This window comes from Arthrobacter sp. NicSoilB11, from assembly GCF_019977375.1.
GTDB lineage: Bacteria > Actinomycetota > Actinomycetes > Actinomycetales > Micrococcaceae > Arthrobacter.
The window spans coordinates 3,343,507-3,360,233 of sequence record NZ_AP024657.1 but is presented as its reverse complement, the minus strand read 5'-3'; the positions used below and the strand labels follow the sequence as shown (position 1 = coordinate 3,360,233).

Below are 16,727 nucleotides of genomic sequence, written 5' to 3'. Positions count from 1 at the left end.
CAGGAACGAACGGATTCAACCATGCCCCAATCACGACGACGGTCCACACCAAGGCGCGTGGCCGCGGCCACCGGCGCCACGGCCCTGGCTGCCTCGGCACTGACGGCCGGGCTCTTCGGCCTCGGCGCGGCGCCCGCCACCGCAGGCGATAACACCGCGACGCCCATCAAACACGTGGTGGTGATCTTCCAGGAAAACGTCTCCTTTGACCACTACTTCGCCACCTACCCCAACGCCGCCAACACCCCAGGTGAAACCCAGCAGGGCTCCGGCGCGCCGACGGCCGCCTTTACAGCCTCCGAGGACACGCCCAAGGACATCAACACCCTTGCCAACGCGGGGCTGCTGGCACCGAACAACCCCAATTCCATCCAGCCCGCCCGGCTCTCCCCGATGCAGGCCGTCACCTGCGACCAGGACCACGGGTACAACGCCGAACAGAAGGCCTTCAACGGCGGGCTCATGGACAAGTTCGTCCAGTACACCAGCCGGGACGCCTGCGGCACCAACCAGTACGGGCGCCCCGGGCTCACCATGGACTACTACGACGGCAACACCGTGACCGGCATCTGGAACTACGCCCAGAACTATTCCATGAGCGACAACCACTTCAGCACCGTCTTCGGCCCCTCCACCCCGGGCGCCCTCAATCTGGTGTCCGGGCAGACCCAAGGCGCCAAGGAATACACCGCAGACGGACAGCCCGCTGCCACTCCGGCCACCGGGAGCACCGCCGTCCGCCAGCCCGACGCAAACGGGGTGGGGACCGTGATCAACGACCCCGACCCCGTCTACGACGACTGCTCCAACAACAGCCACGCCAAGGCGAACAACCTGGCCGGCATGACCGGCACCAACATCGGCGACCTGCTCACCACCAAGGGCGTCTCCTGGGGCTGGTTCCAGGGCGGGTTCACGCCCACCACCCCCGCGACGGCCACCGGACCGGCGTCGTGCCTGTCCACGCACACCAACGCCGCCGGTGCCGGCGTGACGGACTACTCCCCGCACCACCAGCCGTTCCAGTACTACGCCTCCACCGCCAACCCGCACCACCTGGCGCCAGCCACGGACGCGGAAATCGGGCACAACGGGCAGGCCAACCACCAGTACGACCTGACCGATTTCACCAAGGTGCTAAATACGGACAATATGCCCGCCGTGTCCTTCCTCAAGGCCGGCATGTACCAGGACGGCCACGCCGCCTACTCCGACCCCGTGGACGAGCAAAACTTCATCACCGCCACCGTCAACCAGATCCAGCAGTCCAAGAACTGGGACGACACCGCCGTCGTGCTCGCCTACGACGACTCCGACGGCTGGTACGACCACGTGGCCGCGAAGGTGAAGAACTCATCCAACACCGCGGATGACGCCGCCTGGTGCCAGGACGCCGCGGCCAGCGGAGTCCCCATGGCCGGTGGCTACGCAGACCGCTGCGGCCCGGGCCCCCGCCAGCCGCTGGTGGTCATCTCCCCGTATGCGAAGAAGAACTTCGTGGACCACACCGAAACGGACCAGGCCTCCATCCTTCGCTTCATCGAGGACAACTGGAACACCGGCCGGATTGGCGATGCCTCCGCTGACGCCGCTGCGGGTTCGCTGGGTGCCATGTTCAACTTCCACCACCAGCGCAACGACAAAGTCCTGCTCAACGAACAAACCGGAGCCATTGACTCGGTCAGCCATATTCCTCTTCCCTCTGCACAAAACTAATAATCATGCTTACTATTGTGTGGCGCGGGCTGTCCGCTGGGGGCAGAGCACCCGCGCCGCACCGGAGGTCTCTCAAGCATGGACAATGAAATGCGTCCCCTCACTGATGAAGAACTGATGTCGGAACAGGCCACCGCGCTTCCGGACAAGGAAGTTGCATCGGTCCTGGACCTGAACGCTGACCTGGACCTTGGTATCAACGCCGCAGCACCCATCGACCTGGCCGTAGCCGCCAACGCCAACGTGGCGGCACCGATCGACGCAGCAGCCTCGGCCAACATCCTGTCCTTCGGCTCGGACGCGCAGGCACTGTCCAGCCAGGACGCCGCCATTGACCAGGGCATCACTGCCGACGCGAATGCGGACTCCACGCAGGACAGCGTCATCGGCCAGGCTGATGGCACCGCTGACGGGGGTACCACCGATACCGGAACCACGGACGGGACCACGGACGGAACGTCCGGTTCGGTAACGGTCCCCTCGGGCACCGGCGGGCTGACGGATGCAGCGGGCGCCCTGAACGGCAACCTTCTGAACGTCGATGTAAACCTGGACGCCGACGCCGCCATCGCGGCACCCATCAACGGTGCCGTGGCCGCCAACGCCAACGTTGCCGCTCCCATCGACGCGGCGGTGGCCGCGAACATCGGCTCCATCGACAGCCAGGCCTACGCCATCTCGGACCAGAGCGCCACCATCTCGCAGCACATCGACGGCGAGGCCAACGCCACGGCCGATCAGCAGTCCGACCTGCAGCAGTAAGGCAGATGACCCAAACCCACGGCGGGCCGCCTCCCGAGGCGGGCCCGCCGTCGTCACGCGCCACCCTTGCCCAGGACCCGCCGGACCAAGGCAGCTCGACGGCGGGCGGCCACCTTCCAGCCCTGGCCGACGGTGTGCAGCTGCTTGGCCCCGCCGAGGGATCCGGCTACCGCGAACCGCCCGCCTTGGTTCGGCGCGCCGACGGCCAGACCCTGCAGCTGACCAGGCTCCTGTATTTGGTGCTGGAGGCCGCCGACGGGACGCGGGACCTTGAGGGCATCGCCCGGCGCGTCAGCGAAGGCTCCGGACGGCTGGTCAGCGCGGACAACGTGCGCACCCTGATGGATTCGCAGCTGCTCCCGATGGGCCTCCTCCGGCTCGCCGACGGCACCCAGCCCGAAGTCAGGAAGGCCAACCCGCTGCTGGGCCTGCGGTTCCGCTATATCGTGTCCGACCCCCAACGCACCCGCAGGATCACGGCCCCGTTCGCTGTCCTCTTCAACCCGCTGATCGTGGTGGCAGTAACGGCGGCGTTCCTGGCCGCCTGCTGGTGGGTGCTCATGGTCAAGGGCCTGGGCTCGGCCACCCACGAGGCGTTTGCCCAGCCCGCTCTCCTGCTGCTGATCCTCGCCGTCACCATCCTCTCCGCCGGCTTCCACGAATTCGGCCATGCCGCCGCCACCCGCAAGGGCGGGGCAACACCCGGGGCAATGGGCGCCGGGCTGTACCTGCTGTGGCCCGCGTTCTTCACGGACGTGACCGACTCATACCGGCTGGGCCGCGGCGGCCGGATCCGCACGGACCTGGGCGGCCTGTACTTCAACGCCATCGTGGCAGTGGCCATCATGGGACTGTGGTGGGCTACCGGCTTTGATGCGCTGCTGCTGGTGGTGGTCACGCAGATCCTGCAGATGGTCCGCCAGCTGATCCCGCTGGTGAAGTACGACGGCTACCACATCCTGGCCGACGCCACCGGCGTGCCCGACCTTTTCCAGCGGATCAAGCCCACCCTCCTGGGGATCCTTCCGTGGCGGTGGGGCAACCCTGAAAGCAAGGTGCTCAAGCCCTGGGCCCGGGCCGTGGTCACCGTCTGGGTCCTGGTGACCGTTCCGGTGCTGCTGTTCAGCATGGTGATGATGGTGCTTTCCCTGCCGCGGCTGCTGGCGACGGGCTGGGCGAGTGCGGTCAAGCAGCAGGAAATGCTGGCGGCGAGTCTGTCGTCCGGCGACGTTTTGGGCGCGGCGGTGCGGGCACTGGCGGTTGTTGTGGTGGCCGTGCCGGTGCTGGGCGTGCTGTACATCGTGGTGCGGCTACTGCGGCAGCTGGTGACCGGGCTGTGGCAGAAAACGCGCGGCAAGGCGGTGCAGCGCACCGTTGCCATGGCCGCCGTCGCGGCTCTTCTGGCAGGGCTCGCCTGGGCATGGTGGCCCGACGGCGGGACCTACCGTCCGGTCCAAGCTTACGAACGCGGGACACTGGGGGACGCCACCCGCGCAATCCTTCCCCAGCGTGAGCGCGGGGCGCTCCGGCAGGGAGCAACCGGGCAGACCGTTGCGCTGTGGCCGGCCGGCGCCACCAAGCCCACGCGGGACAACCCGCAGCTGAGCATGGTGCTGGTACCCGCAGATGCCTCTGGTACCGGGGCGTCCTCCACCGGCGGCGCTTCTTCCGCTGCGGCGCCGTCCTGGGTGTTCCCGTTCGACCGGCCCGCCGCCCCGGAGGGCGACGGAAACCAGGCGCTCGCGGTCAACACCACCGACGGCTCGGTGACGTACAGCGTGGCGTTCGCGCTGGTGTGGGCCGAGGACGGCAATCCCGTCACCACCACCAACGAGGCTTATGCGTTCGCCAACTGCACGGGCTGCGCCGCGGTGGCTGTCGGATTCCAGGTGGTCCTGGTGGTGGGGCAGGCGGACGTCATCGTCCCGCAGAACCTCTCCGCGGCGGCGAACTACAACTGCCTGGACTGCCTGGCCTACGCCCTGGCCAGCCAGCTGGTCCTGACCCTGGACGGGCCGCTGGATCCGGCCAGCAAGCAGCAGCTCGAGGCGTTGTGGGCGCAGATCGCCGAGTACGGCCGGAATCTCCAGGACGTGCCGCTCTCCGATATCCAGGCCACGTTGAACGGCTACAAGGAGCAGATTACGGCCATCGTTAAGGGCACTTCCGGGACGTCGTCCTCCGGGCCGACATCTCCGGCATCAGCAGGACCCTCCCCGGGGCCCACGACGTCCAGTTCCCAAACCGAACCCAGCGTCCCGGCCCAGCCGACGGCCCCGGCCGGCGCCCCCAACCCGGCTCCGACTGAGGTGGCCACAGCGCCGGCGGGCCAGGACGGGGAAGGCGGGCAGCCGACGTCGTCCGTTGACGAGGCAACGCCGGCACCCACCGTGGATTCCGGCGGAGGGGGGACCCCCGCACCAATCCCCACTTCCAGCGCAGGCTGAGCCGTTCACTTCAGGCCAGCATGCCTTTCCTTTAGCGGCATATTGCTATGGTGCGGGCCGTGCTGCAGCTGGAGGGCGCAGTGGATGAGCGGGAAATGGCTGAATGCCTGGGGCGTGTTGCCCAGCTGGCGGTTGTTGCGGGGGTCCCATTCCTCACTGAGCAGGCCCACGTCGTTGCGCAGCGAAAGCAGGCGTTCAAACAGGTCCACGGCCTCGTCCCGGCGGCCGATGCCCAGCAGCGCGTCGGCGAGCCAGAAGGAGCATGCCAGGAAGACGCCTTCGGTGCCAGGCAGCCCGTCATTGCTGGCCTCGGGGTGGTACCGCAGGACGAACCCGTCCTCGGTCAGGTTCTTCTGGACCGCGTCCACCGTGCCCACGACGCGGGGATGGTCATGGGGAAGGAACCCGACGCGGGGGATCAGCAGCAGGCTGGCATCGAGTTCGCTGCTGCCGTAGGACTGGACGAAGGTGTTGCGTTTTTGGTCGAAGCCGTGCGTCATGACGTCGTCGTGGATCTGCTTGCGCAGTGCGGCCCAGCGCCCCCCGGGTCCGGGAAGGCCGGATTCCTGGACGGCCTTGACCATCCGGTCCGCGGCCACCCAGGCCATGACCTTGGAATGGGTGAAATGGCGCCGGGGCCCCCGCATCTCCCAGAGCCCGTTGTCCGGCTGGTCCCACGCGCCCTCCAGGAACTCCATCAACGCCACCTGGATATCCCAGGAATCATCCGTGGTGCCGGGGTCCGCGGCCCGGGTGAGGGCCAGGCCGTCCAGGACCTCTCCCCACACGTCCAGCTGCAGCTGCGGGGCCGCGGCGTTGCCGGTCCGGACAGGCTTGGAACCTTCGAACCCTCCAAGCCACGGCAGCTCGGCCTCGGGCAGCCGGCGTGTCCCGTCCAGCCCATACATAATCTGCAAATCCGCGGGGTTGCCGGCCACCGCACGCAGCAGCCATTCCCGCCACGCTGCTGCTTCATCCTTGTAGCCGCAGGCCAGCAGGGACTGCAGCGTCAGGGTGGCGTCCCGCAGCCAGCAGAAGCGGTAGTCCCAGTTGCGGCTGCCCCCGGGGTTCTCAGGCAATGAGGTGGTTGCGGCGGCCACGATGCCTCCGGTCGGGGCGAAGGTAAGTGCCTTGAGGGTGATCAGGGACCGTTCCACCGCGTCTTTGTAGTCGCCAGCCATGGAGTTCCGGCCGGTCCATTGCTCCCAATACTCCTGCGTGGAGGCCAGCGCCTTCTCCGGCTCGGTTTGGTCCGGGACGGCCTTGTAACTGTGTGCCCAGCGCAGGACGAACGGGATGCGGTCACCGGCGTTGACGGTGAATTCACTGACGGTCCGCATGTCCTTGCCCTCCAGCGGCGCGGGGGTGCTGAGGTAGGCGGCGTCAGGGCCCGCGATGGCGCTGATGCCGTGGCTGGTCCGCCGGACCCACGGAACGATCCGGCCGTAATCGAAGCGCAGGGACAGTTCGCCCTGCATGGCAACGCTCCCCTTCAGGCCCTCCACCATGCGCACCACGTCAGCGGAACCATCGCGGACCGGCATCAAGTCCGTTACCCTGACGCTTCCATCCGCCGTGTCCCATTCCGTCTCCAGGATCAGCGTGCCGGGCCGGTAGCGCCGCCGGGTGCAGTCACCGGCTCCGGCCGGGGCCAGCCGCCACCGCCCCGCCTCCGGCGAGTCCAGCCGCCACCGCCCCGCCTCCGGCGAGTCCAGCAGGGCCGCGAAGCATGCCGGTGAATCGAAGTTTGGCATGCACATCCAGTCGATGGACCCGCTGCGGCCCACCAATGCAGCCGTGTGCAGGTCACCGATGATCGCATAGTCTTCGATCCTTGCCATCTGTTCCTCCGGGGTTTCGTATCCGACATGGTGCGGCTTCCCGCCAGTTGGGAAGCCGGGAAGCTATCCGCCCACCTGGTCCACGGTGAATGCCGCCAGGAATCCCGCGGCGGCGATCAGGCCGGTAAGCAGGTGGTGCTCCTCGAAGGCCTCGGGAATCATTGTGTCGGCGAGCATCGCCAGGATGGCGCCGGCCGCAACGGCGGTGATGAAGGCGACCAGTTCCCCGGGGGCGTTCTGCAGGACCAGGAACCCGACCAGCGCGGCAAAACCGGAGAGGACGGCGATGCCGCCCCACACGCCGAACACGTAGCCAGGCCCGCGGCCGGCCCTTTTCATCCCAGCTGTGCTGGACAGTCCCTCGGGGACATTGGAGATGAAGACGGCGGCCAGCATGGCAGGGCTGACCGCGCCCGCTGTCACCAGCCCCACCCCCAGGACCACCGATTCCGGGATGCCGTCCAGCAGCGCGCCGATGGCGATGGCCGTCCCGCTGCCCGGCTTTTCCTTTTCGGAGGGCTGCTTGCCGCCCGACCGTTTCCGATGCTTCGCGCCCTTGCTGGCCAACACGGCATTGGCAGCCACATACACCAGGGCGCCGCTGGCGAACCCGGCGATGGTGGGCCACAGTCCGCCGCCGTTGACGGCCTCCTCCACGAGCTCAAACGACAGCGCAGAAATCAGCACACCGGCGCCGAACGACATCACAGAGGACACCACCTTTGGCGGGATCTTCCATTTCCACGCCAGCGCGCATCCCACTACCAGCGCCCCGCCGGCGATGGTGCCCCACATCCATGCCTGCAGCCATGCCGGCATTAGGCACCACCCGCCGTCGAACGCCCGCTTCTCCAGCGCCGTGCGTTCCTCGCCGCCCGGACCGCCGCAAAGGCCAGGCCCGCGGCCGCGCCTGACGCCGCCACGGCAAGCATCCGCCGCGCCGCACGGGTGCTTTCCAGCACGGCCCGGGCGTCGGGGCCCGGCTCCGGCCTTCTGCCGGTGGCGTCGTTCTCATCCAACTCCCAGGCCGACGCGGGAGGAAAGATCCCCGACGGCAGTTGTTCCTGCCGCAGCTCCCGGCGTACGGCCAGCCGTTCCCGTACCTCCTGGTTGGGGGCGGGCACTGCACCCTCCGCCGCCAGGGCTGCGGGGAGGTCGATGATGTACGGCTCTCCATAGAACGCCGCGGAAGCCACCGAGTCCAGCCATGCATTGGTAGGTGCCGCCACGCCGGCGCGCGCGAAACCTGACTGCAGCATGTCCCGGATATCCGCCAGCCCCCGGCCTTCGGTCTCCCGTGCGACCTCGAAGATCACCGCCTGCAGCAGCGCTTTATGCCTCCCGCCGGGGTCCTCGGCGCTCGGATCCTGGCCTGTGGGGTCAGGGTCAAGTGGCTTTGCCCCGGAGGGGTTCGCGTTGCCTGGGCTGGTGCTCATGGGCTTCCTTTCGGTCCTGTCATGGTTGGCGGGTACCTGCTTTTACTGGACCCGGTAAGGGCGGGCGTCGGCAGCGCGGAAGGCCAGCCCGTTGCCGGGGACATCCGACGGCCATACCCATCCGCCGTCCGGGTCAAGCGCTCCGTCAAAGAACAGGTTTTCGATCCGGACGTGGTCGTGGAACCACTCAAGGTGCCGGGAATTAGGGGTGGCTGCGGCGACGGCGGCACTGAGGTGGGGTGCGCAGTGGCCTGAGATTTCCAGTCCGTGGGCGGCCGCGACGGCGGCCACGCGCAGCCATTCGCTGATCCCGCCGCACCTGCTGACATCGGCCTGGAGGCAGTCGACGGCGTCCGCGCTGCACATGCGCCGGAAGTACACCAGTCCCGTTCCGTACTCCCCGGCGGCCACGTCGGCGTCGACGGCGGCGCGCACCGCCCGCAGTCCGGCGAGGTCGTCGCTGGAGACGGGTTCTTCGAACCAGGTGACGTGCTCATCTGCTGCTTCCCGCATGACCCGGACCGCTTGCTTGGCGCTGTAGCCACCGTTGGCGTCCACGAACAGTTCCGTGCCGGGCCCGATGGCGGCACGCGCCTGGCGGATGCGCTCCAGGTCCCGCGCGACGTGCGTCCCGCCGTCCTGGCCGATCTTGATCTTCACCCGGGGGATGTGCTGGCCCTGGGCCCAGCCCTGGAGCTGGTCCCGCAGCTGGTCGTCGGAGTAGGTGGTGAACCCGCCGCTGCCGTACACGGCCACGGAATCCCGGACAGCGCCCAGGAGTTTATGCAGCGGCACCTCCAGCAGCCGGGCCTTCAGGTCCCACAGGGCACAGTCGACGGCGGACACGGCATAGGATGCCAAGCCGGTCCGGCCAGGGTTGCGCACCGTCCGCGCCATCGCAGCTGCCGCGGCCGGCACGTCCAAAACGTCAATGCCCTGGACGGCCGGGGCCAGCAGGCCTTCCACCAGGGCCGCCGCCGGCACCGGGGCGTAGGTCCAGCCCAACCCGGTCTTCCCGCCGCCGTCCGCTTCCACCAGGACCAGGGTGGTGGAGTCCCAGCTGTAGGTGCCGTCCGCTTCGGGTGCGTCGGTTGGAACCGTGAAGGCGCTTGCCCGGATGGCGGTGACCGGGGTGGCGGCGGCGGACACGGTTCAGCCCTCCTTGTGCGGCAGGAATTCCTGGATCTTGGTCTTGACCCCTTCCTTCACCACGCCCCAGGCGCTGTCGTCACCCTTGACCATGGCCTCCGCGGTCTTCCGCGCCTGTTCAAAGGTGGCGTGCGGCGGGATCGGCGGAATATCGGGGTCGGTGCGGACGTCCAGGAGGGTGGGCCGGTCCGCGGCGAGGGCCTTCTCCCAGGCCGGCCCCACGTCGTCGGGGTCCTCAACGTGGATGCCCTGCAACCCCAGGCTCTCCGCAAAACCCGCGTAGTCGACGTCGGGCAGGGCCTGGGACTCGCGGAAGGCCGGCACCCCGCCCATGGCCCTCATTTCCCAGGTGACCTGGTTCAGGTCATTGTTGTGCAGGACGGCCACCACCAGCCGGGGATCATTCCATTCGCGCCAGTAGTGTTTCACCGTGATGAGCTCCGCCAGCCCGTTCATCTGCATGGCGCCGTCCCCGGCGAAGGCGATGGCGGGCCGGGCCGGAAAGGCGAACTTGGCGCCGATGGCGTAGGGCACACCGGGGCCCATGGTGGCCAGGTTACCGGACAGCGAGCCGCGGACGCCTTCCCGGAACTTCAGCTGCCGCGCGTACCAGTTGGCTGAGGAGCCGGAATCGGCGCTGAGCATCGCGTCCGCCGGCAACCGGGTGGAGAGTTCGGCGAACAGCCGCATGGGGTTGACCGGGTTGGCGCTGACCATGGCTTCGTCGTGCATGGTTTCCCACCAGCGGCTGATGTTCGATTCCAGGTTTTCCCGCCAGGACCGCTCCTGCTTGCGGGCCAGGTGCGGAATCAGGGCGCGCAGGGCGGCAGCGGCGTCGGAGACGATGTTGAATTCGTTGGTGTAGCGCAGCCCGATCATCTTGGGGTCGACGTCGATCTGCACGCCACGCGCCTGGCCCGGTTCAGGCAGGAACTGCGTGTACGGGAAACTGGATCCCACCGTGAGCAGGGTGTCGCAGTCCCGCATCATCTCGTAACTGGGGCGGGTGCCCAGCAACCCGATGGAGCCGGTGACGTAGGGAAGGTCATCGGGCAGGGCGTCCTTGCCCAGCAGCGCCTTGGCCACCCCTGCTCCCAGCAGTTCAGCCACTTCCCGGACCTCCGCGGCCGCGCCCCGCGCCCCTTGTCCGATCAGGATGGCCACCTTGGAGCCTTCATTCAGGAGTTGCGCGGCACCGCGGATCGAGTCGGTGTCAGGCTGGATGTCGGGCCAGCGGACACCGACGCTGGAAGGGACCATCTTGAAGTCGTGGGTGGGGGCGGCATACTCGAGTTCCTGCACATCGGCCGGGATGATCACAGCGGTGGGTGCCTGTTGGGCCTCCGCGATCCGGATGGCGCGGTCGATGACGTTGGGCAGCTGCTGGGGGACGGTCACCATCTGGACGTAGTCGGAAGCCACGTCCTTGAAGAGAGTCAGCAGGTCAACCTCCTGCTGGTAGGAGCCGCCCATGGCGCTGCGTGCCGTCTGTCCCACGATGGCCACCACCGGAACGTGGTCCAGCTTGGCGTCGTAGAGGCCGTTGAGCAGATGGATGGCTCCGGGCCCGGAGGTGGCCATGCACACGGCCACGCGGCCGCCGAACTTGGCGTAGCCCACGGCCTCGAACGCGGCCATCTCCTCGTGCCGTGCCTGGATGAATTTCGGCTGGTTGCCGGCCTCGCCAAAGGCGGCCAGGATGCCGTTGATACCGTCTCCGGGGAAACCGAAGACCTTGTCCACACCCCACTCACCGAGGCGTGCGAGCAGGCAGTCGGCCACTGTGGTTGCCATGATCAGTCTTCCTTTGCGCTCATCGTGGCGCCGCGGCGGGCGCCTTGGACCAGGACGCGGGCGGCGCGGGCCGCCAGCGCCATGATGGTCAGGGCGGGGTTGGCGCTGCCCTGGGTGGGCAGCACGCTGCCGTCCGTGACCAGGAGGTTGCGTACCGCGAAACTGCGGCAGTTCCGGTCCACCACACCGGCGTCCTGGGTGGCTGCCATCCGGGCCCCGCCCACCAAGTGGGCATAGCGGTTGATGGTGATGACTTCCTCTGCCCCTGCAGCGGTCAGGATTTCTTCCATGACCTGCTGTGCTGCGGACATCAGCTGCCGGTCGTTGTCGCACTGGCCGTAGCTGAAGCGCGCCACGGGAATGCCGTGCCGGTCCGTCTCGTCAGCCAGCGTTACCCGGTTCTCCTTCAGGGGGAGGAATTCGCACAGGGCGCCCAGGCAGGCCCAGTGCGGGTAGTCGCTCATGTAGCGGCGGAGGGTGGACCCCCAGTGCCCTTGCGCGGCAACATGCTCGGCCCAGGTAATGGGCAACGGGGACACGCACTGGATGGAGAATCCCCGCTTGTATGGCTTTGCCGGGTCCGTTTCGTAGAAGTCCTCCGTGCTGACTTCGGGGGGAGGAGCCTTCCACATCCGCACCTCGGCCTGGAACCGCCCGGCGGTTTGGGGCGCGCCCTGCACCATCAGGTACCGTCCCACCTGGTCGAAGTCGTTGCACATCCCGTCCGGGAAGCGCGGCGTGGCGGAGTTCAGCAGCAGCCGCGGGGTTTCGATCGAGTAGCCGGCCACGGCCACCAGGCGGGCCCGCTGGAACTTCGTGACACCGCCCTGGACATATTCGACGCCGGTTGCCAGCCCGCTGCGTTCGTCAAAGCCGATCCGGGTGGCCATCGAGTCGGGGCGGATTTCGGCGCCGTGGGCCAGCGCGTCCGGGACGTGCGTGATCAGCGGGGATGCCTTGGCGTTGACCTTGCAGCCCTGGAGGCAGAATCCCCGGTAGATGCAGTGCGGCCGGTTGCCGAACCTGCCGTTGGCGATGGCCACCGGACCCACCTTCGCGGTGATGCCGCGGGCGTTGGCGCCGCGCAGGAACAGCTCGCCGTTGCCGGACACAGGATGCGGCCGGTGCGGGTAGCCGTGCGGGTCGCCCCACGGCCAGCGCTCCCCGGCGACCGGCAGTTCCGCTTCGATGTCTTCGTAGAACGGCCGCAGTTCCGCGTACTCCAGAGGCCAGTCGGCGCCCACCCCATCAGCAGTGAAGGTCCGGAAATCGCTGGGGTGGAAACGTGGCGTGTACCCGGCGAAGTGGACCATGGAGCCGCCCACCCCCCGGCCCGAGTTGTTTGACCCCAATGGCACGGGATCAGTCCCGGCAATAACCCGTGGTTCGGTCCAGTACAGGTGGTGGGATCCGGCTTCATCGCTGACCCAGTCCTGCTCGGGTTCCCAGAACGGACCCGCCTCCAACGCCACCGCCCGCCACCCGGCCCGTGCCAGGCGCTGCAGCAGCGTGGAACCTCCTGCTCCGCAGCCCACGATGACCATGTCCACCTCATCGGTTTCGGCGTACCGCCGCATGTTCTCCCGCAGCCGAAGGTTGCTGCCGGGTCCGGAAGGGAGCAGCCACGCGGACTCATTGCGTTCGCGGACCCTGTTCACCGGTCTGCCCCGTGGCCTGCGTGGTGGGTTGGCCCGTGGGTGGGGTCAGCATCGGGGCGGATGTCGCGCACCTCGAACGGCTCCAGGCGGTTCACACCCAGGTTCTTGTAGCCGCGCGGGTAGGCCGGTCCCGCGAAGCCGATTTCGTCCCAGGCCAGGGGATGCGAGTAGAAGGCGGTGCAGGCGTACCGGGTCCAGAGGCTCCACACCCGGTCCGCCGGCAGGCCGTGCCAGAGTTCCCGGTGCAGATTGCAGATGTCCTGCAGGAGCCCGGCCTGCTGCTCTGGATCCAGGCCGGCAAAGGTGGAGCCGGCACGGGAGTGCGCTTCACGGTCCAGCGCCGCGAGCGTTGCCCGCCACGCTTCGCCGTCCCTCGGCATGTTGTCATAGTGCCAGCCGTCGGTTTGCTCATCTGCCAGGCGGGCGTCCACCATGTTCACCACCGGCACCCGGGGCTCGCCCTGCTGGCCCAGTAACTGGTCGAAGAGGGCGCGCGCTGCGGCCTCCTCTGCGGGCGTGAAGAAACGGACGTCCGGCGGCATACCCAGGCGGGACTCGACGACGGCGGCTGTCGCCCGGTCCCAATGGCCCGCCTGGGCGCGGGTGCTGAAGCCGGGGTAGCGGCCGCCGCCGTCGGACATGTCCAGTGGGAGGCTGCTCATGGTTCCCGCCTCAGGACGGAGGCCAACACCCCCATTCCGCCCACCAGGGTGACCAGCAGCGGCGCGAACAGCGGCGGACCCATCTCCAGGTTGTAGCGCAGGTTGGACAGGCCGCCCGGTTTCTGCCGGATGCCCTGCAGGTGCAGCCAGGTTCCTTGCAGCCCGTTGGCAATGATCGCGGCGCTGGCCAGCGGGAGGGCGGTCTTTGCCATGCGGCGGCTGAATACGCCGGCTACTCCCGCGGCGGCACCCAGCGGGCCCAAGGCAACGGGAACCCACATCCACTTGTTGCCGAAACTGGCCTTGTCATGTTCCAGATAGATTTCCGCCGCCGTGACCAGGGCACCGGCAGCCGTCAGGCCTGACAGGGAGCGCTCAAACCTCCCCGTCTGCACATTCCGTACAAGCCGGTCGATGCCATTCACCGTGCTGCGGACCGGATCTGCCGGGTGTTGCGTCTTCATGATTCTCCTTCGGGCCGCCTGCGAACAGACGAGGGAAGCTGGCAAACTTTGCGGGACAGCAACCATTAGAGGAAACTGGTGCCCATGGATACATCTGCCGGATCTGCGTTGATCCCTGAACCTTCAAGTCGGGAAGTCGAAGCGGTGATGGGCGCCGCCGACACTCTTCTGCGCGTGGTGGCCCGCTCTGTTGCTGAGGTTGAGGACATCGTCAATACGCCACAGCTGCGGGTGCTGGTCCTTATCCATACCCGCGGACCACAAAACCTCGGCGGCGTCGCCGCAGAGCTTGGCGTGCACGCATCCAATGCCACCCGCATCTGCGACCGGCTGGTAGCGGCTGACCTGCTGCAGCGCCGTGAAGACCCCGCGGACCGCCGATACATCCGGTTGGAGTTGACCAGCAAGGGCAAGGAACTGGTCAACTCCGTGTTGGAGCACCGGCGGCAGGCCATCGCAGAGGTGATTTCCAGGATGCCTGCGGGCCGGCGTCCTGCGCTGGCCGCCGCGCTGGAGGCCTTCGCAGCCGCCGCCGGTGGCCAGGGTACCTCCGACGGTCGCTTTACGTTGGGAGCCGGTACGTGACGTGACCGGATCCTGGTGCGGCAAGCCATGTTTTCATTGAAACCCAATATTTGCGTTTGCGCAATAGTTGGCAAAAGTGGGATGTATTCTCTGCTGGACCCGGATCGGCGGAGGGAATCCTTCAGGCTGGCTTGATGCCCCACTGTCCGGTGTGGGATTGCCCGGGGTCCAGGGTGATCAGGCCTTCGCCGGAGTTGAAGGCGTCAGGGGCGCACGTCATGGGCTCCACGCCCAGCCCGGTCCGGCGGCGGTCCCGTTGGGGGAGGGTGTCCCCGGTGAAGATCTCCAGGTAGGGGTATGTGTCGTCCACCCACAGCTCAACTCCTCCGGAGCGGTCCGGGCGCAGCAGCCTTACGCGGGCGCGCCCATCCCCGCCGCGGAGAAGGTCGGTGTAGGCCACGTCGATGTGCCGGCCACCAAGTTGCTGGAGTTCCCGCAGGTCGTACTTTGTGCCGTCCACACGCTCGTGCCCGGTGGGGATGCCGCGTTCATCCACGGGCAGGTACGTCCGCCCCGGCACCTGGACCAAGGCGGTGTCGATAGCGCCCGCGCGCAGCGTTCCTGTGCTGAGGTAAGGATGCGCCCCAGTCCCGTAGGGGCACGGCGAGTCGCTCCGGTTCACCGCCGTGCTCCGCACCGTCAATCCGTCCGGACCGAGTTGATAGTCCAGCCGGCAGTCGAGGACCCAGGGCCAGCCTTGGCAGGCGTGCAGGGTGTAGGCGAAGGAGATGGATTCGTCGGTCTGCTCCACAACCGGGGCATTCCAGTTCCGCCAGCGGGTCAGTCCGTGGATGGCCCCGCCTTTGTCCGGCTCGCTCAGGTCAAGCTGGAGCCGACGGCCTTCCCACTCATAGCTGCCGGCCTTGATCCGGTTCGGCCAGGGGATGAGCGACTGACCGCGTGCGCCCGTGCACATCTCATCCGGTCCATACCCGTCCAGCAAGGTGCGGCCGTCCAGCAGGTAGTCCCGCAATGCCCCGCCAACCTCCGTGAGGTGCGCGGTTTGCCCGCCGTACCGGATTTCGTACTGGAGCCCGGACGGGTGCCGGTGGTCGATGGTGGCTTCTGTTGGTTCCCGGCGGGGAATCATCGCTGGTCGCCTCTGCCGCCGCGGGACTTTTGCAGGTCCAGCACAACCTTGACGTCGTCAGGCCTGTGATGGAAGGCCTCAGCGTAGTTTTCGAGGGGTACCCGGCGGCTGATGAGGCGGCGCAGCCAGTCGGGGTTGGCAGAGGACAGGGCCTTGGCGCCGGCATCGTAGTGGCGCCGGTTGGCGTTGACACTGCCGAAGACCACGCCGTTCATCAGCACTTCCTCGCGGTTGAGGGCGCCGACATCCACTTCCGTTTGGTTCCCGGTTCCCGAGACGCCGGTCAGGCAGGTGATGGCGTCCTGGGCGCGGCAGCGCAGTGCGTCCAGGACCACGGGGGTGACGCCCGTGCACTCAACCAGGACGTTCGGTTTCAGGCCGGAGTCCGGCAGTGATTCGCTGTGGTAGATGGCTCCGAGGTCCCGGACCAGCTCCGGCTTGGGCCCGTCCTTGACGATGTCGAAGACGTGGACTTCCAGGCCCTGCTGGACGCCCAGAAGTGCGGCGAGCAAGCCAACGGGTCCGGCTCCGGTCACCACGGCGATATGAGGGTCGAAGAAAGCCCGCTGCCCGATCCTGGTGATCTGTTCCCAGGCCTTGGCCACGATGGTAGTGGGCTCCAGCAGCACACCCACGTCTTCCAGCCCCGCCTCCAGTTTCACTATGGACTGCGGGTCGGCGCGCCATTGCTGGCGCGCGAATCCGTCCAGGCCTTTGATGCCGTGCTCGGTGTACTTGCCGTTCAGGCACATGTCCCACTCGCCGGCGGCGCAGGCTTTGCAGGGTTCGGGATCGGGCCTGCGGACAATGCCCACCACCAGGTCTCCCTCGGCGAGGCCGGAATCCCGCGGAGCTTCCCGCACCCGGCCCAGGTTTTCATGGCCCAGCACCAGGTAGTCCTGGCCCGGCGGAGCCTCGCCGTAATCTGCCGCGATGATCTCGGCGTCGGTGCCGCAGAGGCCAACCGCCAGGGCATCCACCAGCACTTGTCCTTCACCCGCTGCCGGTTCCGGAATGTCGCGCAGGTGAAGGGAGTCCTTGACTCCCGGGGTCACTGTCAGCGCACGCATGATGTCTCCCTTTAGCCGTGGTTGTCGTGGCCAGTGTCTCGCTTTATTTGCGA

The 16,727-nt window shown here is 67.7% G+C and carries 14 protein-coding genes; 4 read left to right on the top strand and 10 right to left on the bottom strand.

Features of this window, described 5'->3' with window-relative positions; all coding sequences use genetic code 11:
• Nucleotides 1–21 precede the first annotated feature (21 nt).
• The 3 genes from LDO14_RS15645 (at nucleotide 22) to LDO14_RS15635 (ending at nucleotide 4,925) form a co-directional block, all read left to right on the top strand.
• A complete protein-coding gene (locus tag LDO14_RS15645; protein ID WP_223992436.1) occupies nucleotides 22–1,716 on the top strand; it encodes an alkaline phosphatase family protein in 1,695 nt (564 codons plus the stop codon).
• A gap of 90 nt (nucleotides 1,717–1,806) precedes the next feature.
• The gene (locus LDO14_RS15640; RefSeq protein ID WP_018768710.1) at nucleotides 1,807–2,478 is read left to right on the top strand and encodes a hypothetical protein; all 672 of its coding nucleotides are present in this window, start codon (nucleotides 1,807–1,809) and stop codon (nucleotides 2,476–2,478) included.
• A gap of 5 nt (nucleotides 2,479–2,483) precedes the next feature.
• The gene (locus LDO14_RS15635) at nucleotides 2,484–4,925 is read left to right on the top strand and encodes a hypothetical protein (protein ID WP_018768709.1); all 2,442 of its coding nucleotides are present in this window, start codon (nucleotides 2,484–2,486) and stop codon (nucleotides 4,923–4,925) included.
• Nucleotides 4,926–4,930: 5 nt separating this feature from the next.
• Here LDO14_RS15635 and LDO14_RS15630 read toward each other — a convergent pair whose 3' ends face one another.
• From LDO14_RS15630 to LDO14_RS15595, 8 genes are all read right to left on the bottom strand, one after another.
• Nucleotides 4,931–6,766 (bottom strand): glycoside hydrolase family 15 protein, encoded by a 1,836-nt coding sequence (locus LDO14_RS15630; protein WP_018768708.1) that lies wholly within the window; start codon nucleotides 6,764–6,766, stop codon nucleotides 4,931–4,933.
• A 63-nt stretch (nucleotides 6,767–6,829) separates the two neighbouring features.
• Nucleotides 6,830–7,585: a ZIP family zinc transporter gene (locus LDO14_RS15625; protein WP_018768707.1), complete on the bottom strand. Its 756-nt coding sequence runs from the start codon at nucleotides 7,583–7,585 to the stop codon at nucleotides 6,830–6,832.
• A complete protein-coding gene (locus LDO14_RS15620) occupies nucleotides 7,585–8,202 on the bottom strand; it encodes a hypothetical protein (protein ID WP_018768706.1) in 618 nt (205 codons plus the stop codon). The genes LDO14_RS15625 and LDO14_RS15620 overlap by 1 nt, the downstream gene beginning before the upstream one ends.
• Nucleotides 8,203–8,244: 42 nt before the next feature.
• Nucleotides 8,245–9,351 (bottom strand): enolase C-terminal domain-like protein, encoded by a 1,107-nt coding sequence (locus LDO14_RS15615; RefSeq protein ID WP_018768705.1) that lies wholly within the window; start codon nucleotides 9,349–9,351, stop codon nucleotides 8,245–8,247.
• A 3-nt stretch (nucleotides 9,352–9,354) separates the two neighbouring features.
• Nucleotides 9,355–11,145 (bottom strand): thiamine pyrophosphate-requiring protein, encoded by a 1,791-nt coding sequence (locus LDO14_RS15610; RefSeq protein WP_018768704.1) that lies wholly within the window; start codon nucleotides 11,143–11,145, stop codon nucleotides 9,355–9,357.
• A 2-nt stretch (nucleotides 11,146–11,147) separates the two neighbouring features.
• On the bottom strand, nucleotides 11,148–12,803 hold the full coding sequence (locus tag LDO14_RS15605) for a GMC family oxidoreductase (RefSeq protein ID WP_018768703.1): 1,656 nt from the start codon (nucleotides 12,801–12,803) through the stop codon (nucleotides 11,148–11,150).
• The gene (locus LDO14_RS15600; RefSeq protein ID WP_018768702.1) at nucleotides 12,800–13,465 is read right to left on the bottom strand and encodes a gluconate 2-dehydrogenase subunit 3 family protein; all 666 of its coding nucleotides are present in this window, start codon (nucleotides 13,463–13,465) and stop codon (nucleotides 12,800–12,802) included. The genes LDO14_RS15605 and LDO14_RS15600 overlap by 4 nt, the downstream gene beginning before the upstream one ends.
• Nucleotides 13,462–13,929 carry a hypothetical protein gene (locus LDO14_RS15595; protein ID WP_018768701.1) on the bottom strand — a complete coding sequence of 156 codons (468 nt, stop codon included), beginning with the start codon at nucleotides 13,927–13,929 and terminating at the stop codon, nucleotides 13,462–13,464. The genes LDO14_RS15600 and LDO14_RS15595 overlap by 4 nt, the downstream gene beginning before the upstream one ends.
• Nucleotides 13,930–14,013: 84 nt before the next feature.
• On the opposite strand from LDO14_RS15595, the gene LDO14_RS15590 reads away from it, so the two are divergent.
• Nucleotides 14,014–14,514, top strand: a complete 501-nt coding sequence (locus LDO14_RS15590; protein ID WP_051081332.1) for a MarR family transcriptional regulator — start codon at nucleotides 14,014–14,016, stop codon at nucleotides 14,512–14,514.
• A gap of 121 nt (nucleotides 14,515–14,635) precedes the next feature.
• On the opposite strand, the gene LDO14_RS15585 is transcribed toward LDO14_RS15590, so the two are convergent.
• Complete coding sequence (locus LDO14_RS15585; protein WP_018768699.1) at nucleotides 14,636–15,604, bottom strand: aldose 1-epimerase family protein; 969 nt, start codon at nucleotides 15,602–15,604, stop codon at nucleotides 14,636–14,638.
• The gene (locus LDO14_RS15580) at nucleotides 15,601–16,674 is read right to left on the bottom strand and encodes a glucose 1-dehydrogenase (protein WP_018768698.1); all 1,074 of its coding nucleotides are present in this window, start codon (nucleotides 16,672–16,674) and stop codon (nucleotides 15,601–15,603) included. The genes LDO14_RS15585 and LDO14_RS15580 overlap by 4 nt, the downstream gene beginning before the upstream one ends.
• Between the last annotated feature and the right edge of the window lie 53 nt (nucleotides 16,675–16,727).